Raw genomic sequence first — 26,445 nt, forward strand, 5'->3', positions numbered from 1 at the left:
ATGAATAAATTACTAGAAATTTTAGAGGATATTAAACCGAACATCGATTATGAAAAAGAAAATGAGCTTGTAGATAAACGAATTCTTGATTCGTTTTCAATCCTCACATTGGTTGCGGAATTGGAAGATTCCTTTGACATTGAAATTCCGTATGATGAAATCAAACCGAATAATTTTAATACGCTCAAGAATATGTGGGAAATGGTAAGTCGTCTTAGCGGTGAAAACTAATGGCATATCATAATTATATTTATCTCTTCCTGTTTTTACCGATTGTAATGATTGCGTATCAATTGTGCAATAAAAAATATCGGTACTTAGTAATGCTTCTTGGAAGCATTACTTTTTATCTCTTAATGAGTTCAAAATTAATTGTGTATTTGCTACTTATTAGTCTATCAACTTATGTCATTGGGCTAGGATTATCTCAATCGAAACAAAAGTATAAAAGACTCCTACTGTTTCTTGGTATTCTCATTCCATTAGGGATTTTGACGGTCTTCAAATATTACAACTTTATCGGAGAAAATCTTAATTCTGTCTTAAAGGGATTCGAATTAACCATTCCATATCGAAAATTTATTCAACCAATCGGTATTTCATTTTTTTCATTACAAGCAATAAGTTATCTTGTGGATGTGAAAATGGGAAAAACAAAAGCAGAACAAAATCCGCTTAAAATATTTCTATATCTATCATTTTTTCCAACGATTATTGAAGGCCCGATAGCACGATATGATCAGGTTATTCCACAGCTTAGTGCTGGTGAGGCAATTACATATTCTTCGCTAACGTTTGGATTACAAAGAATACTCTGGGGTCTTATTAAAAAAATCGTAATAGCCGATCGTCTCGATCCTTTCGTGGGATCTGTTTTTAAGAATGTTGACACAAATGGTGGTGTCGTGATTTTAATTGCAGTTCTTGCATATACGCTTCAACTTTATTCAGAGTTCTCTGGTACGATGGATATTGTTTTAGGAAGTGCTGAAATATTTGGAGTGAAACTTCCGGAAAACTTTAACCAGCCGTTCTTTTCAAGAAGTGCGTCTGAGTTCTGGAGACGCTGGCATATGACGCTGGGTGGTTTCTTCAAAGATTATATTTTTTATCCAATATCATTATCAAAGTTTAACCGCAAACTTACAAAATCACTTAAAGCAAAAATTGGTAAAAGATATAGTCGCTTGGTACCAACATTAGGTGCCCTATTATTAGTGTGGATATGCAATGGACTTTGGCATGGAGCTCAATGGCAATACTTAGCATATGGGATGTATTACTTTGTGATTATTGCATCTGGCATGCTTCTAGAACCTTTATTCTCAGAGTTCTTTCGTAAAACAAAACTTAATCGAGAAAGTAGAATACTAGATGGATTTAGATGGGTAAGAACTATGGTAATTGTTAATGTTGGAATGATGCTATTTCGTTCTCACGGATTATCAAAGGCATTGTCGATGTTTATAAAGATGATTCAAGATTTTAATGTGAATCAAATTGTGGATGGATCGCTCTTAAATAAAGGTATGGACATTCACGATTTTGGAATTATCCTAATTGGCTTCACCATCATGGTCGTTGTCGGTTTTCTTAAAGAAAATGATATCCAAATAAGAAGTCGAATTGCGCAGTGGAAAAGTTACATTCGTATTCCGTTTTATTATGCTGCGATGTTGTTCTTAGTCATCTTTGGGGCCTATGGTTATGGTTATGCCATCGTAGAACTCATTTATGCAAACTTTTAGGAGGTCTTATGAAAATAATTAGATCAATTTTGTTTACCCTTGGTTTTATTGCTATATTATTTACAATAACACCTCTTTTTGCTCCCTATGAAATCGACCAATTTGCAAAAGGAAACAGTACAGCATTTAACGGCATTTTTGCGGAAGATACCAATCGTCTTGATATGCTTTTCACGGGTGATAGTGAATCATTTACATCCTTCATGCCAATGCGATTTTGGGAAAAACTCGGTATTAAATCGTACAATATTGCAGTCGCATCTCAAAATTTAGCGGATGGACATAAGACGATTAGTCATATTATTCAAAAACAAAATCCGAAATTAATTGTTTTAGAAACAAATCAAGTTTATACCAATATTGGAGGGCTTGCGAATCTTGTGGACAAATCGATGACAAATACGTTGTCGAATCTCTTTCCAATTTTGAATTACCATGATAATTGGAAGCAGATTTTATCGCTTCAAAAAGCACAAAGTGTTGAGATTAAGCGAAATCCTCTGAAGGGTTGGCGCATTAATCGTAAAGAAAATGCTTATGAAGGTGGACCGTATATGCACCAAACGCTAGAAGAACGCGAAATTCCGACTCTAAATCGCCATTACCTTGATGAAATTGTTTCTTTATGTAAAGAACATAATATTCAATTACTTCTTGTTAGTGTCCCATCTCCAAGAAATTGGAGTTACGAAAAACACAACGGAGTGAGCAACTATGCAAAAGAAAATCAGATTCCGTTTTTAGATTTAAACTTAGAGGCTGATTCTATGGGCATTAATTGGCAAGAAGATACGTACGATAAAGGAGACCATTTGAATATAAAGGGTGCTGAGAAAGTAACGAAACGACTTATTGAATATGTTGCTCAAAATTATAGATTTAAGAGCGAATACACTGAAGCGGAACATGACTTATGGAAAAAAGATTTTGACGAATTTATTCAACAAATTAATCCTTAACCAAAGTGAATAAACGATACACTAAATCTTAAAATTTCTTAAATAACACACAAAGTATAGTTAAAGAGACATATAATAGAGTAAAGGAGGTGCTTATGAAAAAGATACTTATCGTTGATGATGATCAGGAAATCAGAGATTTAATGAAACGTTATTTAGAAATCGATGGATATGAGGTTGTAGTAGCTTCGGATGGAAATGACGCAATGCGTTATCTCGATGAAAGCATTAAGCTCGTAATTTTGGACGTGATGATGCCTGAAGTAACTGGATTTGAGGTTAGTGAGGCGATTCGAAAACGATATAACGTTCCTATATTATTTGTTTCTGCTAAAGCAACAGAACAGGATAAATTTGTCGGGTTTTCTGTTGGAGGGGATGACTATCTAAGCAAACCATTTTCTTTTTCTGAGCTGAGCCTTCGTGTTAAATCACTCTTAAGACGCTATATTCAATATGATCGAGCAACTGAGAATGTTTTAGAACAGAATAAAGTTAATACGATTGATTCAATTACAATTGATCTTGAAAAAGGCATTACGTTTAAAGATGGGTTGCCTCTAGATTTAACGGAGCGCGAATTTCGCATTCTTAAATTATTAGCTACAAATCGCGGGAAAATTTTTTCAATCCAAAGTATCTATGAGAACGTTTGGCAAGATGAGTACTTATACTCATCCGCAAATACAGTCATGGTGCATATCCGTAATTTAAGGAAAAAAATTGAAATTTGTCCAGAAAATCCGAAGATAATAAAGAATATTTGGGGTAGAGGTTATAAAATTGATTAAGCATCGCAAGCAGTCACTCACATTGGGTCTTAAAATATTCCTCATAACAGTTGGGTCAATTTTGGCATCGCTACTTGTGTTTGTAATCACGATAACGTTATCCATTGATCCAATTGCTACGTATGTGAAAGGTGAGGAACGGATTCATTCAAGAATGCTGCGTGATAAACAGGATCTACAACACTACATCATTGATAACGATATTACACCAATGAATATTGAAGATTTGAGTCCCTGGTTAGAAAATCATAAGTATATGATTATCTATATCGTGGATGTGGATAACAATAACATTGTGTATACAAACGATGATCTTTTTGTAAGTAAAGAACTGGAGATCGCCGGGAATACGTCACTCGAATCGACGATGCTTTATATCGGTGGTAAGTACTTCTATATAGATATGTTGTATTCTGTGCGAGCAGAAGTAGAAAATTACGCAACCTATCTTGGTTTAGTCCTTTCATCAATGACCTTTTTACTTATTTTCTATTATGGTATTCGAAATATTACCAAAAGAGTTAAGCAACTTACTAATGAAATTGAAATTATTGGAGCAGGAACACCAAATAGTTATATAAGTGATAAAGGGAATGATGAGCTGGGACGATTAAGTTTTGAGATTAATGCGCTTATTACAGAATTATCTCAAAAAAATCAAGAACTTGTTATTTCTGAAAATGCACTCAAAGAGCTCGTAACAAGTTTGGCTCACGACTTAAGAACGCCACTGACTTCTTTAATTGGGTATATTACCCTTATAAAGCTTGAGGCTCAATCAGAAGATATCGAGGATCTTGCGAACCGTTGTGAACAAAAAGCACTCCAAATGAAGACAATTTCCGATGAGTTATTCTCACTTTTCTCGACGCTCTCTTTAAATGAAGATAGTGAGTTACCCCTTGAACGCGTATATGTTCAAGATTTTATGGAAGGTGCGGCTGATCGTATCAAATCGGATTTAAATCTAAAAGAATTTGAGGTAGTGATTCATCAGACTGTTAATGAAGAAAACCATTATGTAAGTCTAAATCTATACTACATGGATCGTCTTTTCGAAAATATTATTTCAAATGTATTAAAGTATGCGGAACCGAAGTCAACGATACAAATTGAAGTTACAATTGAAAATTCATGGTGTACCCTTGAGATTGTAAATGCAATAAGAGTTGACCAAGTTACAGAAGAAGCATCTGGTTTTGGATTACTATCGTGTCGTAAAATTGTTGATACTCATAAAGGACACTTTTCAACTTCACGAGATAAAAATATCTTTAAGACGCGCGTTGAGTTGCCAACCAGTCAATAAAAAACAGCGGAAATATCTCGCTGTTTTTTTATTGATTAATAATCGTAGTTGCCAAGCATTTCAGTATTCTCAACACGCCACGAGATAAGTTTTACACGTACAATAATTCCATATAATCCGAATGTAATGAGAGTCAAAATCCACCAGATGACCCAATGACCGAATAAACCCAAAGAATCACCGTTGAAGCGAAAACGCTGTCCATTGATAACTGTATGTTCCGACTCCCAACGGTAGGTTCGAACGAGAATCCAAGGTGTCCCTAAACCTAAAGTAACAATTGCGATGATAATATTAACTAATTGTAATCCAATATAGGACCAAATTGATCCGTCAAAATATGATGATTTCATATAAATCCTCTTTTCTATTTTTTATTTCGATGTTTTAAAAAGTAAAACATGATTGATCCAAGTGCGACCGTTATAATAGTAGCGAAGATCATGGTTTGCCATGAACCAAAGATGACAATCGCGACATAATTAATAATTGCGATAATAATACCTAATAAAGCGATTAATCCATAAAAACTTTTCATAGCAATACCGAATTGGTGGCTGATGATATGTTTTTTCTTTTCAGCAAAATACCCTGCAAATAAAATTGCGAAGGTCACTACAAAAACTAACCAGTTCAATTTAAAAAATGTACTCATCTTCTATTCCCCCTGTTATATTTTAATCAACTCAGACTGATCGAGATCGAAATCATGGATGCAGTGGCTATGAGTGTTATAGCTATCATAGGTTCTATAAGCATAGGTCTGCGTTGAATTAACCATAAACGACATATATTGAGTATAGTCGATGGTTCTTCTTTGTGTTACGACACTTCCTTTAGCAATATCAACGCCGTTAAGAATGTGATTTGCGGCTATAATAAGTTCTTTATCCGTATTTGGTTTTTGTGCACTCAGTTTTGAGTAAAGTGCTTTTATAAAACGTGAAGGAGGTGTTAGGTCTCCTGGAATCCCAAAGGTTCCACTTCCCTGTCCAAACGGTTTAAACTCTTTTCCGTAGAGTGTTCTTGGTTCAACTTGACCTGGATCAAGACCAATATAATTTCGAATATTAGTCAAATGCCAAGTATAGTCGGGACTATTTGTAAGCACCCCAATTTGATTATTATGAATTTGAATTCCGTCTTCAGTGGGTTCCACAATAATGGATGCACCATCTGCATCCTGGAATACCCAATGAAGCGGAGGAACTATTCCTAAGAACTCAATAACATGATGTGTAATTGGATGTTTCTCAAACATAAGGCGTACATCTTTAATTGTCTTGCAATGTGCAAGAGCCCACATGACCACTTCATGCGGTGCTAGTGATTGATTAGGTATGTCTTCTCGACCATAGCTCGCGTAACCTTCAAAATATAAGGCCGCTGCCGCAAGCCCGTGTTCATTAATCCCATCCGCTAAGGCGTAGGCACCAATATTTTTTGCGAGCCCTAAATAAGCAAAATGACTTGAAACTTCATGGTCTAGATAAGTAAAATGAAGTGGAGCATTGCGTGGAATTAAAACCATTTCAGGATCAAGTTCAAATGAAAAATCCATCGTTCGAGCCATTAAAAAATGATTCTGAGTACTTTTTAACGTGATATTTGTGCACATATAAAAACCTCCCAAGATTTAGCTTGCATGAATATTATAGGGGAAATCTTTATATAATACATAAAACCGAGGTGATTTCGCAAGAATATCATGGTTTCATCACAATTAAATTTTCATTCTCACCCTCATTTATTAACAAAATATCACACTAGATTTGGCTCTGAGTGATACGATGAGTTAAAGAAACCAATGGCAGGAGGTGCAGGATGATATTAATTGGAGAAGTTGCACAGTTTTCAGATATCGCATTTAATGTAATACTTGGTGGTTTTGGTATGTTCTTGTTGGGCATTAAGTTGCTTGGGGATGGCTTCAAAGATGCGGCAGGATCCAAAATCAGAGATTATATCGAACGTTATACGGGTAATTTGCTCTCCGCAATTCTAGTTGGGACAGTAATCACTGCGCTGATGCAATCGAGTACAGCCGCTACTGTAATTTCTATTAGTCTTGTTCGTGCAGGTTTGATGAGTCTTGAAGCGGCGATTGGAATCTCTGTGGGGGCGAATTTAGGGACGACGGTTACAGCTTTAATGATCGGGCTGAATATTGAGGCGATGGGTTATTACTTTGTCTTTATTGGTGCTCTAATTCTTCTCACAAAGAAACGATACAAAAGTGTGGGTCAGATATTCTTTGGGCTCGGAATAACATTTGTAGGGCTTGAATTAATGAGTGATCAGTTAATTATCTTGCAAGATGTTCCTCAGTTTGAAGCATATTTAGTTAAAATGTCAGATAATCCGTGGCTAGCCCTTTTGGCTGGGACCATTGGAACAGCAGTGATTAATTCATCAATGGCTGTGATTGCGCTTGTCCAAAAAATATATGCAGGTGGAGGGATGTCGATGGTTGCAGCCTCTGCATTTGTATATGGATCAAATGTAGGAACAACTCTAACCGCAATCCTTGCTTCAGTTGGAGGATCTGTATCCACAAAACGCGCTGGTTGGTTCCATGCACTTTATAATGTGATTGGTGCTCTAATTACTATGTTATTTATCTATCCATATTCAAACTTTATTTTATATATTAATGGGAAAATGGGTGGTTCACCCGAAATGGCTGTTGGGATTAACCACTTCGTCTTTAATTTAATTTGGGTTGTAGGTATCATTCCATTTATTCCAGCCTGTATTCGACTTCTTAAAATACTAATACCTGGAGAAGATCGAATTAAGGAACGCGAAAAAATTGAAGCACTGGATTATGAGCTAATCAAGACATTCCCCGATGGTGCTTTTCAATTAGCGCAGAAACAAACACTATAGATGGCTGATTTAGTTGTAGAGTCATTTGAAACAACACATGACTATCTTACAACTCGTGATGAGGAAGACTTTGATGTTATTGGTCAGTTGGAAGAGATGGTTAACGAATTGGATTACAATTTAACACGATACCTTCTTGCGATTGCGAAGGATACACAACTGGATGGTCGCATGGCGGAACAATACTCAACCAGTGTTGATATCGTTAAAAACATTGAAAGAATGGGCGATATAACCACAAATATTGCGGAGTTTTATGAACGAATATTTGAAAATAGAGGATCGTTTTCCGAAGAAGCATTGTACGATCTTGAAACTATGTACAAGTTGGTGTTGGATATGATTCAAAGAAGCTTCAAAATGCTTAAATCAGATTCTTTACAGGGTTATGAGAAGCTTGTACAGGATGAGGATTACCTCGATTTAATCGATGAGAAATACCGTGAACGTCATTTCCATCGTATTTCAGATGGTATTTGTGATGATCCAATTGCCAGCAGTTTATATGTTGACATCCTTGCGTCTTTAGAACGTTTAGGGGATCACTGTATAAATATTGTGGAGAAGGTAAAAGATCGTAATCCTGAGAGAGCGGTTGATAATGATATACGAATGGATTCAATAAATTAAGCAGAATGATAATGAGTAGGCAATGGAAATTACGATAACGGAACTACAAGAATACTTAAAGAATCATTACCAAAATGATGGTGTTGATCAAAGTCTGTTTATGAAACTGGTAGAGGAAATGGGGGAAGTGGCTGAAGTTCTCAATAAAAAGGCAGGCCGTAAATCATCAGACTGATTTAGAAGCGTTTGTTTCAGCGCAAAGAGAAATCAAATCACGAGCGGAATCATCAAACAATATCCCAAAATAGAATGTGAAATACATTTTTGTGCACAAAAAAAGAGTCAGCTTCTTGAGGTTGGCTCTTTTTATTGACAAAGTAATGTTTCACTAATAGCCAGTGCACAAGCTGCACGTGCTCCATTTGCTTTTGAATACGGTTTGATTTTTTTCTGAATTGTTTGTCTTGATATGAATTCGGAATCATGTTCTCGGATTTTATTGAGTAACAATGTAGACAATTGTTCATCATCAAACAATTGACCGTGTAAATAAATGATATCTGTATCAAGGGTAACAATGATGTTATTGAGGGCAATCGCTAGAAAATTAATCGCATTTTCTAATAATTGAATCACTGCAGAATCACCAAGATGATAGGCTTGTAGTAAAATATCCATCGATAACTCATGTTCTTCGTTTACCAGCTGTTTGAGATATGTGTTTGCGGAACTATTGAATAGTAGACTTGCTTTATGAAGTAACCAGGTTTGACTTGCATAGGTTTGCAGACACCCAACCTTGCCACACTCACATTGTTCTCCGAATGGATTAACAACCAAGTGTCCGATTTCTCCAACAAAGTAATTACTACGTGCATAGAGATCGCCTTGATAAACATATGAACAAAAGATTCCACGTCTAAAATGAAGGAATAAAAAATTCGCATCTGTTTTGTCATGCCCAAATAAACGCTCGCGTATTGCCATTGCGTTAACATTATTCTCAAAATAGACTGGCAAATCGAGATGTCGCTTTAAATAATCGAGAGAGAAGCTAGACCATGAGTGGTTATTGGTCAGAATATGGGCTGATGATCCATCATAGTGTCCGGGGATTGCAATACCAATACTTGTAACGGGGGTATCGCTATGTTTATTCATAAAATCTTTCATTGCTTTCACTAATAAGTCATGACGCACATGATCGGATTTAGAGAGCGTAAATGCCTCTTCAAAGAGAATGTGGTTAAGATTATCGGATAAAGCCAATGTAAAGGAGTGCTCAAACAACTCAACACCGAGATAATAAGAATGATTGGGGAGAAGTCCTAAGAGTATTTTACGTCTACCTACTCGTGTATTGTCGGTATCTTCTCCGATTTCGCAAATTATTTTGTCGTTGATTAAGTGCTGTGTTAGATCACTTACGGTTGCTGGGGTAATGTGAAGCGTCTTTGAAATATCGATGCGTGAAAGCGGGCCTTTTGAGTATAATAAGTCAAGAATTAAAGCTGTTTGCTTTGTTTTTGCTTTACTGAGTTGCATATTTCACCTCCATTAAGAACATTGTAACCTATTAATTATTATTTGTAATCATTAATGGGTGAAATTTAACAAAACCAACACAATTATCAAATGTAAGGCTTTACATTTTTTATGAAGTGTTCTATAGTGTAGGTAGTTGGTAATATAAAATAATTAATTACTGATATATTGCGCACATTTTCATTCTAATTGTTCTATATTATAACCAAAAGAGGAGGATATTATGAATAAAGTAGGAGATTTTTTAGAAGAAAAAGTTTTGCCTGTAGCAGCGAAGCTTTCAAGTAATAAATTTTTAATTGCAATTCGTGATGGTATTACACTTTCAATGCCATTAATCATTATCGGTTCTATTTTTATGGTTATAGCAAGTTTTCCAGTACCAGGTTGGGAAGCATGGTTGGGAGATATTGGTGTTGCGGGCTACCTTTGGAAGGGTGTAGACAGTAGTTTTGGATTAGTTGGATTAATCTCAGCATTTGGGATTGCTTACAGTATTGCAGATCAGCACAAAACAGATGGGATTTCAGCAGGTATTATTGCCTTATCAGCATTTATCGTTGTAACTCCGTTTGTTAAGGGGGAAGCAGGTGCTGGTATTACAGTTGGACTTGTTGGTGCTCGTGGACTCTTTGTAGCGATCATCTTAGGAAATATTAGTGGTCTAATCTATCAATGGTTTATTAATAATAAGATTGAAATTAAAATGCCGGATACCGTGCCACCTGCTGTAGCAAAAAGCTTTAGTGCAATTATTCCAGGTGCAGTAATCATTACAATGTGGTTAACAATCTTTGGTTTACTTGATAAATTTGGTTTACCAAACTTGCATGATATTGCAGCAGTTGTTTTAGGAAAACCTTTCGGATTACTTGGAAATAACATTTTCGGTACAATGATTGTTGTTGCATTTAACAGTATTTTCTGGTTCTTAGGAATTCATGGGGGTCATGTTGTTAACTCAATTATGAAACCAATTTGGATTGCAAACTTAGATGCAAACCGTCTTGCTTATCAAGCTGGTGATGCATTAAAACACATTATTACAGAACCATTTATGGATAACTTTGTATATATCGGTGGTGGTGGAGCCACAATCGGTCTTGTACTCGCAATTGCATTCTATGCACGTAAGAAAAACACAAGTTTGCGTACAAAAGCGCTTGCTCCAATTACAGTTGTTCCTGGACTCTTTAATATTAATGAGCCTACAATGTTTGGACTTCCAGTAGTACTTAACTTATTATTAATTGTTCCATTTATCTTAGCTCCAATGCTTAATGCTTTAATTACTTATTTCGCAATGGCATCAGGATTAGTTCCATTAACACGTAGTGTAGCAACTTGGACAATGCCACCAGTAATTAGTGGATTCTTAACAACAGGTAGTATCCGAGGATCAATCTTACAAGTTATCTTAATTGCCCTTGATATTCTCTTATACTTACCATTCTTCGCAATGGTTGAAAAAGGATTTAAGGCAGAAGAAACAGCAGAACAGTAATTTATATATAGAAAGTGTGAAATGATGAAACGATTAATTAGTGCAAATACGAGTGATATTTTAAACATGACAGCTGAAGAACTTAAACAAAGTATAAAAGCGAGTGAGGGACGCGTAGTTTTATCGGAAAACTTCGCTGCTCGCGAAAGCTTTGTGGGTGATATTAGTAACTCTGAGATTGCACGTGCATGTGGTGCAGACTTGATATTACTAAATGGCGTCGATGTATTTAATCCGGATTTATTTGCAATTGAATGTATTGAAAAGAATTTTGTGGATGAGCTTCATCGTTTAGTTGGAGCTCCCATTGGTGTTAATTTAGAACCTATTGATCAAAATGCAGAGATGACGGAATCACGCTTTGAGATTGCTTTAGGAAGACAGGCAACTGTAGAGACAATTGAAGAGATTGAACGTCGTAACTTTGATTTTGTTTGTTTTACGGGAAATCCTGGTACAGGTGTAACAAACGAAGCGATTATCTCTACAATTAAAATCGCAAAAGAGAAGTTCTCTGGTCTTATTATTGCAGGTAAAATGCATGGAGCCGGTGTTGTTGGTCCAATTATTGATTTAAAAACAGTAGAAGCGTTTATTGACGCAGGTGCGGATGTTATTTTAGTACCAGCAGTTGGAACGGTTCCCGGATTTGATGCGAACGAACTTAAGGAAATTGTGCAATTTGCACATGCCCGTGATACGTTGGTTATGAGTGCAATTGGTACGAGCCAAGAAGGTTCAACACCTGAAATAATTGCACAGATGTCAATTCAAAATAAGATTTGCGGCGTGGATATTCATCATATTGGTGACGCTGGATATGCAGGATTAGCTCCGGTTGAAAATATTTTCGCAATCGGTCAAGCAATCCGTGGTATTCGACACACACTGTCATCATGTGCCCGCTCTGTAAATCGCTAAACATTTATAAAGGAGCATGAAATGCGTAAAGGTTTAAAAAATATCGTTACAGTATTTATGGTTTTAGCTTTATCAATGACGTCAATCTCAGCTTTTGAGGGTGATGCTAAGAATGTAATTCAAGATGGTGATTTTGAACAAGGTGGGTCCTTATGGACTCAACGTAATAAGGGTGAGGTTCAGGATAAGGTATCTTACGATGGAAAGTATGCTGGTGTTGTACCGAATACAGCAATCTCAGGTAACTTTGCAAACGGGTTTATTGGTCAAGTTATTCGACTTGAACCGAATACAACGTATCACGTAAGTGCTTATGCGAAAGTAGATGTTAAAGGGGCGGATGCCATCTTTACAGCACGCTTTTGGAATGGACAACAAGGTGATGTTATTAAGGGAGAAAACGGTCAAACCGTTGATCAACTTGTATCATCCACCGATTGGCAAAAAGTAAGTTATACCTTTAATTCAGGCACCCAACAAGGTGCGTTAATTCAACTTGTTAAGTGGTCTGAAAAAGAAGAAACAAAGCAATCCAATGCTTATATTGATAACGTTGTGGTAACGAAAGAATCAAATGTTTCAGAAGAGAAAGATGATGACGTCTTTACAGAAGTATGGCGTGATGATTTTGATCAAGAATCCCTAAATATGGAAGATTGGGGTTATGAACTGGGTTCGATTCGTGGTATTGAACAACAACATTATGTAAACAATCCAGAAAATGTATTCTTACGTGATGGTAAACTTGTATTACGAGCAACAGATCGTGATGTTGCGGATCAATATTTACATCCACGAGATGCTTCCCGTAATGTAATTTACAACTCGGGAAGTATTCGTACACATGGTCAACGTGAATTTTTATACGGTAAATTGGAAATTCGTGCAAAGCTTCCGAAAGGAAGAGGCGCTTTCCCAGCATTTTGGACTCTAGGTGCTGACTTTACGCTTGATGGTAAGATTAAGTCAGAACAAGGACGTGGATGGCCAAGTACTGGTGAAATCGATATTATGGAATTAATTGGTGAAGATCGTGATGGTTCACATGGTAACCGTACTGTTTATCAAACGGTTCATTATGGCCCTGCTGAGGATAATGTAGGACGTTTTTCAGGAAACGGAACTGCGCATACGATTCCTCAAGGAAACTTTAATGATGAGTTTCATACTTTTGCACTAAATTGGACCGAAGATGCCCTTGAATGGTATGTAGATGATCAAAAAGTTCGTACTGTACCGTATGGACAAGATCCAATGGCTAAAGATATTTTTAATAAACCTCAATACATTCAACTTAACTTAGCGATGGGTGGTGCATGGCCTGGACCTGTTGGGGAAAATCTTGCAGGTACTGAATTTGTGATTGATTCAGTATCGTATCAACAAACTGCTGCGCAAGCGAAAGCTGCTCAGGCTTATTATGACAATGCACCAAAATTAGTAGGGGTTAAACCTCTAACAATCATGCAAGGTGGAACAATCAATCCACTTGAAGGGATTAATACAATTGAAGGTTATGATTTAGATTTCTCAATAGAAGATACACCGATGTTTAATCCACGTGGTGGTAATTCAAATGTGGAACTTCTTGTAAAGGGTTTGGATGAGATGGATCTAATTTCAAATCTTCCAGTAGGAACGTATAATCTTCACTATAGTGCAACGCCAAAGGGTGTTGATTTAACACAGGATATTAAAACACCGGTTGCACGTCAAGCAACAACACTTGTTGTTTCAAAGCAAGCCTTTCCTCAATCGTTTGAACTTGAAATAACAGAAGGTAATATGCTATCGACACTTACTTTACCACAAGGATGGACATGGAAGAATCCAGAACTTGTTGTGAAGGAAGCTGGAATGTTTACCGTTCTCTATGGTGTCAATAATGACGAACATTCTGTGCATGTATCACTTCGAGAAATTCCAGAAGTACCTAAAGAAGAGAACAAGCCCGCGGAAGTTCTTGGTGAGAAAAAAGACAAGGACGTTACATCGACAGAAACGACTCTACCGAATACGGGTCAATATACATCAAGTTTCGCAATTGTGGTTGCGTTATCACTTACATGTATCGGTTATGTGATGGTGAAGTTGAATAAAGAATCAAAAGAAAACGAATAGTTTAATTTTTAGGAAGCCGAAAGACTGTTGATTAATCAACAGTCTTTTTTTGTAAGTGTATATTTCGCTATTAATCAAACACCTATTTGTGTTATCTTAATTTATCATTTTTTATCAAAACCATCTTGAAATCCCTTACTTTTTTCGGTAAAGTATAAACACTTGAGGAGGTAAAGTATGGAAAAGAAGGTTTTTGATTTTCTACAGCAATTGGGTCGTACCTTTATGTTACCGATTGCTTTATTACCCTTTGCGGGGCTTTTATTGGGGTTGGGGGCAACCTTTACCAATCCTTCATTAATTGAAATGTATCATCTCGAAGGGGTTTTGGCACAAACAGGCGTACTGTATAAAATTCTTGTGATTATGAAGTCATGTGGTGAAGTTGTGTTTGCGAACTTACCACTTTTATTTGCGATTGGTGTTGCTTTTGGAATGGCTCGTGAGTCAAAAGAGGTTGCTTCACTTGCGGCAGCTATTGCATATTTGATGATGAATGTCGCCATGGCCGCAACAATTGAACAATTCGGTAATCTCGAACATTTAATGCAAACTTCGGGTTTGATAACACATGTATTGGGGATTGAGAATACGTTAAATACAGGTGTTTTTGGTGGGATTATCGTGGGGATTATGGTATCAGTTCTCCATAATAAATTCTATCAAATTGAATTTAGTGATGCTTTTTCGTTCTTTAGTGGGACTCGTTTTATTCCCATTATTTCATCCTTATTCGCAATTGGATTAGGTATTCTTTTTGTTTGGATTTGGCCAAGCATTGCCTTTGGAATTGCTTCTCTGGGTGTTGCGATTTCAAAAATGGGCTACCTTGGAACCTTTATTTATGGTTTTATATATCGTGCACTCATTCCATTAGGACTGCATCATGTTTTCTATCTTCCATTCTGGCAAACTGCACTTGGTGGCAGTACAGTGGTTGCGGGGACGGTTGTGGAAGGTGCTCAAAATATTGTGTTTGCGCAACTTGCAGCAGGAATCCCTGTCGATCCTTCCTATGCTCGTTTTTTCTCTGGACTTTTCCCTTTCATGATTTTCGGATTTCCAGCTGCAGCCCTTGCAATGTATAAAACGGCTTATCCTGAAAATAAATCTAAGGTTAAGGGCTTATTGGTATCTGCATCCATCACTTCAATCGTGACGGGAATTACAGAGCCTATTGAGTTTTCATTCTTGTTTGCATCCCCATTCCTCTACTTTGGTGTACATGTAGTTCTGGCAGCATTTTCATTTATGCTGATGCATATCCTTTCTGTTGGAGTTGGTCTTACCTTTTCAGGAGGTCTTCTTGATCTCATCTTGTATGGTATCTTACCCGGAAATCAGATGACCCATTGGATTCCTATTGTCGCAGTTGGGCTTATCTATGGCTTAATCTATTATTTTGTCTTTACATTCGCAATTAAAAAGTTTGATCTTAAAACCCCTGGACGGGAGAAAAATGGGAATGTACAACTTTACACTAAAAAAGATTTAAAAGATAAAGAAGATGTCTCTGCATTGATTGTGGAAGCCTTAGGAGGTCAAGGGAATATTGTAACTGTTGATAACTGTGCGACACGACTTCGTATTGAAGTGACCGATGCAAGCCGTGTCAACAAAAACCAATTGAGTCAAACGGGTGCTGCTGGATCATTAATCAGTGGAAATACCGTACAGGTTATCTATGGACCCAAAGTCACAAATATCAAGACCAAAATTGATCAATATCTAAATAAAAAATAAAGCACATCAGCTCGATGTGTTTTTTTATCTAAGTATTTATTTTAGACATTTCGATACATATTATTGAACATCTTGTTTTGATGATGACGCAGTGTGGAAAGCATGGTATTACTTAGTTATATAAGGAGGGGCTTATGGAATCTTACTCAAAGCGCACCATCATTCCAGAAGTAAAACAGTATCAACTGAGTGAAGGTGTCGTTCAACTTAAATCTAAAATCTTTATTAAAACTGAGCGTCTTATTTCAAAAGCAATCTACAAGCGCATTCAACAAAATCATAGAACCCTTGTCAATGTGGGTGGAGATGATGTGACGACCATTCGTATCTTACCTCTAAAACATGAAAACCCTCGTGGGAGTTATACCATCACAATTGATGATGAGATTACGATCAACACCAATGATGAAGAGGGGACACTTTATGCAATTCAAACGCTTCTCAAATACGAACGTACGTATGGTGATCTTCAAAAGGGGATTATTACGGATGAACCCAGTGTTGAAGAACGTGGCTTTCATTTAGATTGTGGACGTAAATATTTCACGCCTAAATGGATTCATCAACTTCTTGATATATTAGCTTGGCATAACTTAAACATGCTTCAATTACACTTTAGTGAAAATAAAGGATTTCGCTTAGAGTGTAAACAGTATCCTGAAATCACAAGCCAAGATGCATTAAGTTTAAAAGAATTAAAAGAAATTATGGAACTTGCGGATGAATACTGTATCGAAATTGTTCCTTCATTTGATAGCCCAGGTCACCTTAGACATGTTTTAAAATCCTATCCGGAGTTTGCACTACCAGGATCGGATGGTGAAGCATGGGATATTACCAATCCAGAAGCGTTAAACATGATTTATGAACTGTACGATTACTATGCGGAAGTATTTCAAAAATCACGGTACTTTAATATTGGTGGTGATGAATTTATAGACTTTGAACAGTTTGATGCTTTCCCAGAACTTAAGACTTACGCCCAAGAGCATCTTGGTGGGAAATCAGGTTACGATACGTATATTCATTACCTCAATACCATCGCATCACGACTGGAGGCGAAAGGATTTACGGTACGGTTATGGAATGACGGCTTGTATCGTCTTAATCAAAATCCTGTCATCGACTTAAAGACGTCGATACAAGTTTGTTATTGGACGAAGTATAACCGTTATATGGCACCCTTAGAGGCGTTTGAAGAACGGGATATTACATTGATTAACTTCCATGCTGAGAATTTTTATTACGTCTTACATCCTGAAGTAGGGGTCAAATGCATTGATCCACAAGGGTGGTTTGAAACTTGGACACCCAATCATTTTCCTTCGGATCAATTCTCAGAAAATGTGTGTGGTGCCTACTACTCGCTTTGGTGTGATGAGCCAGAACTTCAAACAGAGGATGAAATTATAAAACAAATACACATGCCACTTTGTGCGATGGGCGCGAAAGCATGGCGAAAAGAAAGCAAAATGACTTATAAAACATTAAACCAAAAGGAGCAAATACCATGGACGCACAGAGATTAATTAAAAAAGCACAAGCACTTTATCCGAATACAGATTTGGATATAACGAAGATACAACTTAACCAACATGTACTTGAAAATTATGGGTTTGATGGATATCAAATTCATTATGATGATGATTTAATCATTATTGCATCAAATACTGAACGTGGCCATTTCTATGGTCTCTTGGATGTTTTTTCAGGCAATCCTTCCACAACACTTAATAAGGCAAAGGTAGAAGAGCGTGGCTTACATGTGGATATGGGACGTAAATTTTTCAGTGAAGCGTGGTTTATGGACACGATTGAATTGATGGCACGCCTTAAGCTGAATACCTTGCAGATGCATTTTTCAGAACATTTAGGCTTTCGTATTGAATCGAAACGTTTTCCACAAATTGTATCTCAAGAACATCTAAGTCAAGACGCTGTAAGACGAATCATCAAGCATGCTAATGATTATTATATCGATGTTATTCCATCATTTGATTCACCCGGTCATCTTCAAGTTGTATTAGAAGCTTATCCAGAATATCTCATGGAAAACACAACGATGGGCCTTGATATTACCAATCCAAAAGCACGTTCATTTATTAAAGAAATTTACGATGAGATGGATGATTTATTCCACACATCCACAAGTTTTCACATGGGAGCAGATGAATTTATTGATTTTGGAAAATACAATGAGTTCCCTAAACTTGAGGCGTATGCGAAGGAACACTTCGGTCCAAATGCGAAAGGGTTTGATACATTCGTAGATTATGTCAATGATATTGCGTCCCACATCCAAGGTAGGGGTAAGACTGTTCGAGCTTGGAATGACGGTTTATATCGTATCGATCAAGAACCTACAATAATCCTTAACAAAGACATCATCATTACCTATTGGACCAGTTGGAATCCAAAGATGGCACCGGTTCAAACCTTTGTGGATCGAGGCCATAATGTGGTGAATTATATGGATAGTTTACTGTATTTTGTTTTAGGAGAAAATGCAGGGTATACATATCCAACAAAAACATCCATCATGACATCCTTTGAACCCGATCGTTTTCCAAACCGTCATGAGACCTGTGAAGGTAATTTAGCACAACGTTCAAAAACACTGGGTGCAATGTTTTCGATTTGGTGTGATAAACCAGAAGCATTAACGGCAGAAGAAGTAGCATTCAAAATTCAGGATCCACTGCATGCATTTGCCTTAAAATGCTGGCATGAAAACTAAGATTAATATGTGAATACCTATAATCCGTTTCTTGTGAGCTTCTTAAAATTTTCGTAAACTTTATGTATCAAGAGCCTATAATTCTTGATAATCGAGTACACAAGGTCTTGTAACGGTGTCTCCTGTTTAAGACCTTTAAAGACATGCTTACGCATTGAGATACCTGCTTCCTTCTCGGTTGTGGTATTGATAGGATCAATGCGAAAAGGATGTCTTTTTTATAGGTTTTTTAGATAAAGATAACTATAATTTGTTGATTTATTAGTATATTTTGTCTCTTATATCTCTGAAATGAAAGCGGTACACTTAATATGTAAAACAACAGCAAGACGTTAGAATTAATAGATGTTTGGGGTGAATCAATTGAAAAAAGTATTACGCAATATTAAGAAAAATGCACCGTTTCTTTTAATGGCATTGCCTGGGGCAATTTGGATGATCTTCTTTTTCTATATTCCAGTCCTTGGAAACGTAGTTGCATTTAAGGAGTTTAGATTTTCTCCGGATGGATTTTTCGCAAGTCTTTATAACAGTAAGTGGGTAGGTTTCCAGAACTTTAAGTTTCTATTTGCTACCGACAATGCTTATATCATGACACGCAATACCGTATTGTATAACTTAGTCTTTATTATAGTCGGAACGTTTCTCGCAGTTGTCTTGGCTGTTATTATGAGTATGTTACGTTCAAAGAAAAAAATAAAAGTATTTCAAACAACAATGTTGTTTCCATACTTCTTATCATGGGTTATTATTGGATTCTTTGTCTATTCGTTTTTAAGTCCTGATAAAGGTGCGTTAAACAGTATCTTAGCCATGATGGGTAAAGAACCTGTTAACTGGTATAATGAGCCGAAATATTGGCCGGTATTTATCGTTATCATCGGAATATGGAAGAATATCGGATATAACAGTATTATTTATTTTGCTTCGATTATGGGGATTGATCCAACATATTATGAAGCGGCAATTGTGGATGGTGCCAACCGATGGCAACAAATTCGTCACGTTACGATTCCGCAAATCATTCCACTAATTAGTATTATGTTGATATTAGCGATTGGAAATATTATTCGATCTGACTTTGGATTATTCTATAACGTAACCCGTAACTCAGGACCACTGAACCAAGTTACGATGGTTATTGATACATATGTATATAAAGGCTTATCGGCATCAGGGGATTTAGGGATGTCATCCGCCGCGGGTTTATACCAATCCGTTGTAGGGTTTGTGATGTTAGTTTCTGCTAATGCCATCATTCGCCGTGTTGATCCTGAATCAGGATTATTCTAGGAGGATGTATGAAGAAGAAAAAAATTGAAAAAGTAGAAGTACGAAGCTTCAGTAAAAATACAGACCGCGTATTTAATGTTATTATTGGGTTGTTCGCATTATCGTGTATCTTTCCATTTATCTTTGTAATTGTGGTCTCATTTACTACAGAAACAGCGTTGATGGTAAATGGTTACTCTCTCTTTCCAAAGGAAGTGAGTTTGGATGGATACAAATTCTTATATGACTTTAAGGGACAACTTTTAAATTCATTTGGTGTTACGGTATTTATTACGGTTGTTGGGACGCTTATTAATACAACATTTACGTCAACGTATGCGTATGCAATTTCACGTCCTAACTTTAAATATCGTCGTTTCTTTACCAAATTTGCGTTACTCACAATGTTATTCAGTGCTGGGATGATTCCCAACTATATTGTGATGACAAAATTATTAGGACTTAAGGATACAGTCTGGGCATTAATTCTGCCAATGGCATTAAGTCCGTTTAATATCATCGTCATGAGAACATTCTTCAAACGAACCGTTCCGGACGCAATCATTGAATCAGCCCGAATTGATGGCGCAAGTGAGTTCCGTATCTTTATTCAAATTGTATTACCACTTGCGGTTCCAGGTATCGCAACCATTAGTTTATTTGCGGCACTTGCTTTCTGGAATGACTGGTTTAATGCACTCTTGTATATCAACTCTGAAAACCTATACCCGCTCCAATACTTATTGATGAAGATCCAATCAAATCTTGATTATATCTCACAAAATGTAGGGTTATCTGGAATTAATAGTGGCATCGGTTTACCGAAAGAATCTGCACGTATGGCGATGGTTGTTCTGTCCACATTGCCCATTGCAGTATCCTATCCATTCTTCCAGAAATACTTTGTCAGTGGTTTAACCATTGGGGGCGTAAAGGAATAAGAGCGATATAAACAGCTTTGCCTAATTATGATATTTTATAGAGGAGGAACATCATGAAAAAAGGCGTTTTTAAAACGTTTACAGTTTTAATGGCTGCATTACTTGTATTAACAGGTTGTGGCAAGAAAACTGATAAACCAGAGGGAGAAGTTGTGACATTACAACTTTATCAAGTAGGGGATGCACCCAAAAACCTTGATGAATTAACAGATGCAATCAATAAAATTTCTGAAGAAGAAATTGGGGTTAAAGTTAAATTTAACTATATTGGTTGGGGAGACTATGAACAAAAAATGTCTGTAATGGTTACAGCAGGTGATGAGTTTGACTTAGCATTTGCGAATAACTATACTATTAACGCACAAAAAGGTGCTTATGCAGACTTAACAGATTTAGTGAAAGAACACGCAAAAGAGTTCTTTGATTCTGTAGATCCAATTTACTACGATGGTAACGTAATTGATGGTAAACTATACGGTTTCCCAATCAACGGTAACGTGTTTGCACAACAAATGCTTACATTTAACTCCGATTACCTAAACAAATACAACATTGATGTATCAAACATCAACAGTTACGCTGATGCGGAAGCAGCACTTCAAACCGTAAAAGATAATGAACCTGAAGTGGCACCATTTGCAATCGGTAGTGGCTACAAAGCAACACTTGGAAACTTTGACTATATTTTAGGTGATAAGTTACCATTTGCAATCAACCTTGATGGCGACACAACAAAAATTGTGAATGCTTATGAAACATCACAAGGTATGGAAACATTAAAACAAATTCACGGACTTTACCAAAAAGGATTAATTCCACAAGATGCAGCAACATCCACAACAGGATATGCACTTGAAAGTCCAGTATGGTTTATGCGACAAGAAACTCAAGGACCTGCAGACTACGGTGATTCTCTACTATCACAAGTAGCAGGTAAAGAAATTATTTCACGTCCACTTAATAAACCTTTAAAATCTACAGCTCAAGCACAAATGGGTAACTTTATTGTTGCAATCAATTCAAAACATAAAGTTGAAGCAGTAAAATGGTTAAACTTATTAAATACCAATGCACAAATGATGAATACATTAATCTATGGTATTGAAGGCGAAGCATGGAAAAAAATTGATGATAACCACTTAGAATTACTTGATGGTTATAAAGAAGACAATCACATGGCTGCATGGAATACAGGGAACAGTGCCCTTCTACTCCAACAAGCTAAGATCACGGATGAAATGATTGCGAAACGTGCAGAAGATACAAAGAATGCACCTGTTTCACCAATCTTAGGCTTTAACTTTAAGACAGATGAAGTTAAAACAGAAATCAGTGCTTTAATGAACGTTATGGAAGAATACTCAGCAGTTATCAATACAGGAACTGTTGATCCAGAAGTTAAAGTTCCAGAATTTGTGGAAAAACTTAAAGCAGCAGGTTGGGATAAAGTCTTGGACGAAATGCAATCACAATACGATGCATTCCGTGCTAATAAATAATAAATAAATTGAACAAAGAGCACAAATTGGGGTATCGTTTGATATCCCGATTTTTGCTATGATTATGATGTCAGGGGGTCTATTATTATGGTTGCAACAACAATAACAAATGTCTTTGAGCGGGTCTATACCGTTATGAAGATGAGTTTAATGTTCTGGGTACTAACTTTAATGGGTGGTGTTGTTTTAGGTGTTGGTCCAGCTTTTCTTGTTTTGATGGATTTATATCATGAACATGGTTGGGAGTATCGTGGTTATGCATGGCGTAATCTTGTATCACTATTTAAAACTCACTTCAAACGAGGTAATGCTTTACTGTATACCGTTTTAGTTCCACAAATTTTAATTGGATATAATGTGTACCTTGCCACGCAAGTTAAACATCCATTGTTTTTTGTTTTAGATTTTGTCTTGATTGCAATGTTTATTTTCCTATCGATTGCATATATTTACGCTTTGGTTTTAAATGCCGCATTTGAGATTGAATTCTATAACCTTATTAAACTGAGTGTTATTTCTGTATTTGTTAATTTCTTCAAAATCTTTCGTATCCTTATGTTAATGATGTGTGTACTCGCACTAACATATCGATATAAGGGATTAATTCTTTTTGGTAGTATTGGAATCTATATTGCGCTGATGCATTGGAGTTTAAACGGTTGGATTCATGAAGTTGATGAAAAGATTGAAATCCTTTAGCGCTAATACAGAAAACACAAGTTTAATGAAAAAATTGATTCGATCCTATTCGGTTATCTTAATCATCATTATTACAATTTTCGCAATTACGGTAGGGTATGTCACATCAAAACGAGACTACGATGAGGCAGTCCTTCAGAATAAAGCGATCAGTCAAAAAATGACGGAAATTATTGAGAGTTACGAACAGGATTTACGCAAAATTGTTTTTGATTTGTTTACGGATGCTGATCATGTACAAAGTATGAAAGATTACTTTTATATGGATCTTCCTACGTATTATACGCAACAATTGTCACAAGATCCTTTTATTTTCTTTCCTAAGGATATTCAGAAACTCTACGATCGTTATGATGGGATTGAAGGGTTTATGATTACTTTAAATAATTCAAATGATTTGTATTATTCTCATACATTACAAAAAATGGGTTATAAACCAAAACGTGTTCCCAATATAGGTGAACAGCTCATGTTTCATCGGGTTTTGACGAATTATGATTCGTATGATCCCGTAGGGATTATTCATCTTATTGCGGATTCACAAAGCATTAATACACAAATTGATTCAATCAATCATTCGGTTCCGCGGTCAATCTACATCTTAACGGATAATGGGAAAATTAAGTATGCTTATACCGATCGTGAAGACGAAGGCTTGGGTGTGATGCTGCGTCAAAGTTATGAGACAGGACGCGATTACAGTGCCTTGATTGATCAACATTATCTTAAACATGAAGTACCCCTTCAAAATGGGAACCGTGTTGTGGTAGCGGTGAATCGGGCAGATGTTGTCGCGAAATCATTTAAAACATATGCTTCAGTTATTTTGGGAAGTATTGTTTTAGATGTGCTTTTATTGTGGCTTCTCTTTAGAACTTTTGGTCGATACAGTCATCAAGTTGATGATATCTTGCAATCCATGGGTCGCGTAAAAGACGGGGCCATTGATTATCGTATTCCAACGGAAGATAAAGAAGATGAATTACGTGATATTTCAATCGGTATTAATGAAACACTCGATAGTATCAGTCAATACGTAGAGGAAATTTACCAACTTGAGATTCGCCAACAAGATATTAATCTACGTGCTCTTCAATCGCAAATCAATCCACATTTCCTCTATAATACTCTAGAATTTATTCGAATGTATGCGGTGAGCGAAGGTGTCGATGAATTGGCGGATGTCGTTTATACCTTTGCCAGTTTGCTTCGAAATAATATTTCGTTAGAAAAAACTACGACCTTGGCTAAGGAACTCGAGTTTTGTGAGAAGTATGTTTACTTGCATCAAATGCGTTATCCAAATCGCGTGGCGTATAAATTTGATATAGAACCAGGCTTAGAACAAATCATTATGCCTAAATTCACCATGCAACCACTAATCGAAAACTATTTTGTTCATGGTATTGATTTTGGGCGGGTTGATAATGCAATTAAGGTTACAGCCTATCGTGAGAAAGGACAAATTGTTTTAGAAGTTTCCGATAATGGTAAAGGCATGGATCATACGCGCTTAGTCCATATTCAGAAACTCATCGATGAGTCAGTCTTTAACATCAACGACCACAATTCAGTGGGTCTATTAAATGTCCATGAACGACTCAAAACATACTTCAGTGATTCCCACTACAGTATGACAATCAGCATCAATAATCTTAAAGGTTTTACGGTCACAATGCGTTTTGATGAGGAGGGGGATAAATATGTATAATGTTTTACTTGTGGATGATGAGTATATGATCTTAAGTGGATTACAGAAAATTATTAATTGGGATGATTTAGGACTTCAATGTATAGGGACTGCATCCAACGGTCAAGAAGCCCTAGAATTTGTGCGTAATAACCCAGTAGATATTGTGGTGACAGATGTAAGTATGCCTGAACAGTCAGGAATTGAATTTGTACAGGCCGCACAGGAAGAAGATATCAACTTTAACTTTGTGGTTTTATCGGGATATCAAGAGTTTGAGTATGTGAAAGAAGGAATTCGCCTTGGGGCGGAGAACTTTTTACTCAAACCCATTAATAAGAACGAGTTAAACGAAACCTTACGAAAGACAGTAGCTAAACTTGATAGTGAGAAGCGCCATGCTCATACGGATACATTACTTTTTGAAAATACACTTGAACGTTGGGTGAATGATGATATCGATAATGTTGATTTACGGCGGATATTAAAACAGGTGGGGAAACCCTTGCAGGCACATGCACTTTATACGTGCATGATTATTACTCAAATTCCTGAATCAGCACAGACAACATGGATTCAACGACTCATTCATCATAATCAATATTATGCCTTTTATGATGATCAAGATCTAGTAATGATTTTGGAGGCTGATCGCGTAGAGTTTGATGCTCTTCGAAAAGATCTTTCAAGTCATATCAATCATCAAAATCAGATGCTAGCAGTCGGAGAACTTTTAGTTCCACTTGAAGAAGTTCCAAACAGTTATCAACAAGCAGAAACACTGGTGAGTGTGTCTCGGTTTTATGGCGATCATCCCATTACAGAACGGATGATGCTTAAAAACAAAATGGAACAAAACGATTCTATGTATGAGATTTCGTTTAAAAAATTCCATCATGCTTTATCAATTGGGGATATCCATCTGATTAAATCTGAGATTGGGTCGATGTTTAAGTTGTTATTTGAATACGAAGCGGATCCAGAATATGTTCGCTATATTGGTTTTGTAATTTTCTCAGATATTTATCGTCAACATGAAAGTGTTGGTTCACAGATGTATCATGACTTGCTTCATGAGTTAAATAAATGTGATAGTATCGCGGAAATTCGGGAAGTACTGCATCATGCACTTGAAGCAACCCGTAATGATCAGGTCTTAAAGCAACACAATCCGAATATACAGAAAGTACTTCAGATCGTTTTGAAAGACTACGCAAAAGATATTACGATCAGCTCAATTGCGGACACATTGCATATGAATGCGATGTACCTTGGACAATTGTTTAAGAAAGAAACGAACAAGAGTTTCTCGCAATACTTAAATCATTTTCGAATTAAAGAGGCCCAAAATCTCCTCTTAAAGTCGAATCATAATATTAATGAGATTGCGGAACTTGTGGGTTATACAAGTTCCGGATACTTCTATAAAAACTTTAAAAAGGAATGCGGTATTTCACCGAAGGAATATCGGGAACGTTATTTGAAACAACCAGATCGTATACGATAA

The 26,445-nt window shown here is 36.5% G+C and carries 24 protein-coding genes; 20 read left to right on the plus strand and 4 right to left on the minus strand.

Going from position 1 to position 26,445, the window contains the following annotated elements:
* The 5 genes from LLS04_RS04440 (at position 1) to LLS04_RS04460 (ending at position 4,807) form a co-directional block, all read left to right on the plus strand.
* Complete coding sequence (locus LLS04_RS04440) at positions 1 to 231, plus strand: acyl carrier protein (RefSeq protein ID WP_003775773.1); 231 nt, start codon at positions 1 to 3, stop codon at positions 229 to 231.
* Entirely contained in the window at positions 231 to 1,748 is a 1,518-nt protein-coding gene (locus LLS04_RS04445; protein WP_323610486.1) for an MBOAT family O-acyltransferase, read from the plus strand. The genes LLS04_RS04440 and LLS04_RS04445 overlap by 1 nt, the downstream gene beginning before the upstream one ends.
* 8 nt (positions 1,749 to 1,756) lie before the next feature.
* Complete coding sequence (locus tag LLS04_RS04450) at positions 1,757 to 2,707, plus strand: SGNH/GDSL hydrolase family protein (RefSeq protein WP_323610488.1); 951 nt, start codon at positions 1,757 to 1,759, stop codon at positions 2,705 to 2,707.
* A 95-nt stretch (positions 2,708 to 2,802) separates the two neighbouring features.
* Complete coding sequence (locus LLS04_RS04455; RefSeq protein WP_323610489.1) at positions 2,803 to 3,498, plus strand: response regulator transcription factor; 696 nt, start codon at positions 2,803 to 2,805, stop codon at positions 3,496 to 3,498.
* Entirely contained in the window at positions 3,491 to 4,807 is a 1,317-nt protein-coding gene (locus LLS04_RS04460; protein ID WP_323610490.1) for a HAMP domain-containing sensor histidine kinase, read from the plus strand. Before LLS04_RS04455 ends, LLS04_RS04460 begins: the two co-directional genes overlap by 8 nt.
* A 35-nt stretch (positions 4,808 to 4,842) precedes the next feature.
* On the opposite strand, the gene LLS04_RS04465 is transcribed toward LLS04_RS04460, so the two are convergent.
* The 3 genes from LLS04_RS04465 to LLS04_RS04475 are packed head-to-tail and all read right to left on the minus strand — an operon-like array spanning position 4,843 to position 6,425.
* Complete coding sequence (locus tag LLS04_RS04465; RefSeq protein ID WP_323610492.1) at positions 4,843 to 5,160, minus strand: DUF898 family protein; 318 nt, start codon at positions 5,158 to 5,160, stop codon at positions 4,843 to 4,845.
* A 14-nt stretch (positions 5,161 to 5,174) separates the two neighbouring features.
* On the minus strand, positions 5,175 to 5,462 hold the full coding sequence (locus LLS04_RS04470) for an MFS transporter (RefSeq protein ID WP_323610493.1): 288 nt from the start codon (positions 5,460 to 5,462) through the stop codon (positions 5,175 to 5,177).
* Positions 5,463 to 5,477: 15 nt separating this feature from the next.
* Complete coding sequence (locus tag LLS04_RS04475) at positions 5,478 to 6,425, minus strand: choloylglycine hydrolase family protein (RefSeq protein WP_323610494.1); 948 nt, start codon at positions 6,423 to 6,425, stop codon at positions 5,478 to 5,480.
* 206 nt (positions 6,426 to 6,631) lie between these two features.
* Between LLS04_RS04475 and LLS04_RS04480 the strand changes: the two genes are divergently transcribed.
* Genes LLS04_RS04480 through LLS04_RS04490 form a run of 3 tightly spaced genes read left to right on the plus strand, consistent with a single transcriptional unit; the run spans position 6,632 to position 8,501 of the window.
* Positions 6,632 to 7,696, plus strand: a complete 1,065-nt coding sequence (locus tag LLS04_RS04480) for a Na/Pi cotransporter family protein (protein WP_323610495.1) — start codon at positions 6,632 to 6,634, stop codon at positions 7,694 to 7,696.
* A complete protein-coding gene (locus tag LLS04_RS04485; protein ID WP_323610496.1) occupies positions 7,697 to 8,326 on the plus strand; it encodes a PhoU domain-containing protein in 630 nt (209 codons plus the stop codon).
* A 22-nt stretch (positions 8,327 to 8,348) separates the two neighbouring features.
* Positions 8,349 to 8,501, plus strand: coding sequence for a nucleoside triphosphate pyrophosphohydrolase family protein (locus tag LLS04_RS04490; protein ID WP_323610497.1), 153 nt, complete (start codon positions 8,349 to 8,351; stop codon positions 8,499 to 8,501).
* 131 nt (positions 8,502 to 8,632) lie between these two features.
* Here the strand turns inward: LLS04_RS04490 and LLS04_RS04495 are convergent, their stop codons facing one another.
* Positions 8,633 to 9,811 (minus strand): ROK family protein, encoded by a 1,179-nt coding sequence (locus LLS04_RS04495; protein ID WP_323610498.1) that lies wholly within the window; start codon positions 9,809 to 9,811, stop codon positions 8,633 to 8,635.
* A gap of 223 nt (positions 9,812 to 10,034) precedes the next feature.
* On the opposite strand from LLS04_RS04495, the gene LLS04_RS04500 reads away from it, so the two are divergent.
* The 12 genes from LLS04_RS04500 to LLS04_RS04555 all read left to right on the plus strand — a co-directional run bounded on the left by LLS04_RS04500 (position 10,035) and on the right by LLS04_RS04555 (position 26,445).
* Positions 10,035 to 11,315, plus strand: a complete 1,281-nt coding sequence (locus LLS04_RS04500) for a PTS sugar transporter subunit IIC (RefSeq protein ID WP_323610499.1) — start codon at positions 10,035 to 10,037, stop codon at positions 11,313 to 11,315.
* Positions 11,316 to 11,336: 21 nt separating this feature from the next.
* Positions 11,337 to 12,236: a DUF7916 family protein gene (locus tag LLS04_RS04505; protein ID WP_323610500.1), complete on the plus strand. Its 900-nt coding sequence runs from the start codon at positions 11,337 to 11,339 to the stop codon at positions 12,234 to 12,236.
* Between the two features lie 21 nt (positions 12,237 to 12,257).
* Positions 12,258 to 14,357, plus strand: a complete 2,100-nt coding sequence (locus LLS04_RS04510) for a family 16 glycosylhydrolase (RefSeq protein ID WP_323610501.1) — start codon at positions 12,258 to 12,260, stop codon at positions 14,355 to 14,357.
* A gap of 177 nt (positions 14,358 to 14,534) precedes the next feature.
* The gene (locus LLS04_RS04515) at positions 14,535 to 16,100 is read left to right on the plus strand and encodes a PTS transporter subunit EIIC (RefSeq protein ID WP_323610502.1); all 1,566 of its coding nucleotides are present in this window, start codon (positions 14,535 to 14,537) and stop codon (positions 16,098 to 16,100) included.
* A 134-nt stretch (positions 16,101 to 16,234) separates the two neighbouring features.
* Positions 16,235 to 17,629, plus strand: coding sequence for a family 20 glycosylhydrolase (locus LLS04_RS04520; RefSeq protein ID WP_323610503.1), 1,395 nt, complete (start codon positions 16,235 to 16,237; stop codon positions 17,627 to 17,629).
* On the plus strand, positions 17,611 to 18,837 hold the full coding sequence (locus LLS04_RS04525) for a family 20 glycosylhydrolase (protein ID WP_323610504.1): 1,227 nt from the start codon (positions 17,611 to 17,613) through the stop codon (positions 18,835 to 18,837). The genes LLS04_RS04520 and LLS04_RS04525 overlap by 19 nt, the downstream gene beginning before the upstream one ends.
* Positions 18,838 to 19,191: 354 nt before the next feature.
* Positions 19,192 to 20,130: an ABC transporter permease gene (locus tag LLS04_RS04530; RefSeq protein WP_254007208.1), complete on the plus strand. Its 939-nt coding sequence runs from the start codon at positions 19,192 to 19,194 to the stop codon at positions 20,128 to 20,130.
* 8 nt (positions 20,131 to 20,138) lie between these two features.
* A complete protein-coding gene (locus tag LLS04_RS04535) occupies positions 20,139 to 21,050 on the plus strand; it encodes a carbohydrate ABC transporter permease (RefSeq protein ID WP_323610505.1) in 912 nt (303 codons plus the stop codon).
* 53 nt (positions 21,051 to 21,103) lie between these two features.
* Entirely contained in the window at positions 21,104 to 22,549 is a 1,446-nt protein-coding gene (locus LLS04_RS04540; protein WP_254007210.1) for an ABC transporter substrate-binding protein, read from the plus strand.
* Between the two features lie 87 nt (positions 22,550 to 22,636).
* Entirely contained in the window at positions 22,637 to 23,248 is a 612-nt protein-coding gene (locus LLS04_RS04545) for a YesL family protein (protein WP_254007211.1), read from the plus strand.
* Between the two features lie 25 nt (positions 23,249 to 23,273).
* Complete coding sequence (locus LLS04_RS04550) at positions 23,274 to 24,959, plus strand: sensor histidine kinase (protein WP_323610506.1); 1,686 nt, start codon at positions 23,274 to 23,276, stop codon at positions 24,957 to 24,959.
* Entirely contained in the window at positions 24,952 to 26,445 is a 1,494-nt protein-coding gene (locus LLS04_RS04555) for a response regulator transcription factor (protein ID WP_323610507.1), read from the plus strand. Before LLS04_RS04550 ends, LLS04_RS04555 begins: the two co-directional genes overlap by 8 nt.

Origin of the sequence: Erysipelothrix enhydrae, assembly GCF_035066605.1 — a bacterium.
Taxonomy (GTDB): domain Bacteria; phylum Bacillota_I; class Bacilli_A; order Erysipelotrichales; family Erysipelotrichaceae; genus Erysipelothrix; species Erysipelothrix amsterdamensis.

Bases quoted from the DNA above. Each gene is read 5' to 3' on its own strand.
- LLS04_RS04440 (WP_003775773.1), top strand. From the start codon at position 1: ATGAATAAATTACTAGAAATTTTAGAGGATATTAAACCGAACATCGAT.
- LLS04_RS04445 (WP_323610486.1), top strand. From the start codon at position 231: ATGGCATATCATAATTATATTTATCTCTTCCTGTTTTTACCGATTGTA.
- LLS04_RS04450 (WP_323610488.1), top strand. From the start codon at position 1,757: ATGAAAATAATTAGATCAATTTTGTTTACCCTTGGTTTTATTGCTATA.
- LLS04_RS04455 (WP_323610489.1), top strand. From the start codon at position 2,803: ATGAAAAAGATACTTATCGTTGATGATGATCAGGAAATCAGAGATTTA.
- LLS04_RS04465 (WP_323610492.1), bottom strand. From the start codon at position 5,160: ATGAAATCATCATATTTTGACGGATCAATTTGGTCCTATATTGGATTA.
- LLS04_RS04470 (WP_323610493.1), bottom strand. From the start codon at position 5,462: ATGAGTACATTTTTTAAATTGAACTGGTTAGTTTTTGTAGTGACCTTC.
- LLS04_RS04475 (WP_323610494.1), bottom strand. From the start codon at position 6,425: ATGTGCACAAATATCACGTTAAAAAGTACTCAGAATCATTTTTTAATG.
- LLS04_RS04480 (WP_323610495.1), top strand. From the start codon at position 6,632: ATGATATTAATTGGAGAAGTTGCACAGTTTTCAGATATCGCATTTAAT.
- LLS04_RS04485 (WP_323610496.1), top strand. From the start codon at position 7,697: ATGGCTGATTTAGTTGTAGAGTCATTTGAAACAACACATGACTATCTT.
- LLS04_RS04490 (WP_323610497.1), top strand. From the start codon at position 8,349: ATGGAAATTACGATAACGGAACTACAAGAATACTTAAAGAATCATTAC.
- LLS04_RS04495 (WP_323610498.1), bottom strand. From the start codon at position 9,811: ATGCAACTCAGTAAAGCAAAAACAAAGCAAACAGCTTTAATTCTTGAC.
- LLS04_RS04500 (WP_323610499.1), top strand. From the start codon at position 10,035: ATGAATAAAGTAGGAGATTTTTTAGAAGAAAAAGTTTTGCCTGTAGCA.
- LLS04_RS04505 (WP_323610500.1), top strand. From the start codon at position 11,337: ATGATGAAACGATTAATTAGTGCAAATACGAGTGATATTTTAAACATG.
- LLS04_RS04510 (WP_323610501.1), top strand. From the start codon at position 12,258: ATGCGTAAAGGTTTAAAAAATATCGTTACAGTATTTATGGTTTTAGCT.
- LLS04_RS04515 (WP_323610502.1), top strand. From the start codon at position 14,535: ATGGAAAAGAAGGTTTTTGATTTTCTACAGCAATTGGGTCGTACCTTT.
- LLS04_RS04520 (WP_323610503.1), top strand. From the start codon at position 16,235: ATGGAATCTTACTCAAAGCGCACCATCATTCCAGAAGTAAAACAGTAT.
- LLS04_RS04525 (WP_323610504.1), top strand. From the start codon at position 17,611: ATGGACGCACAGAGATTAATTAAAAAAGCACAAGCACTTTATCCGAAT.
- LLS04_RS04535 (WP_323610505.1), top strand. From the start codon at position 20,139: ATGAAGAAGAAAAAAATTGAAAAAGTAGAAGTACGAAGCTTCAGTAAA.
- LLS04_RS04540 (WP_254007210.1), top strand. From the start codon at position 21,104: ATGAAAAAAGGCGTTTTTAAAACGTTTACAGTTTTAATGGCTGCATTA.
- LLS04_RS04545 (WP_254007211.1), top strand. From the start codon at position 22,637: ATGGTTGCAACAACAATAACAAATGTCTTTGAGCGGGTCTATACCGTT.
- LLS04_RS04550 (WP_323610506.1), top strand. From the start codon at position 23,274: ATGAAAAAATTGATTCGATCCTATTCGGTTATCTTAATCATCATTATT.
- LLS04_RS04555 (WP_323610507.1), top strand. From the start codon at position 24,952: ATGTATAATGTTTTACTTGTGGATGATGAGTATATGATCTTAAGTGGA.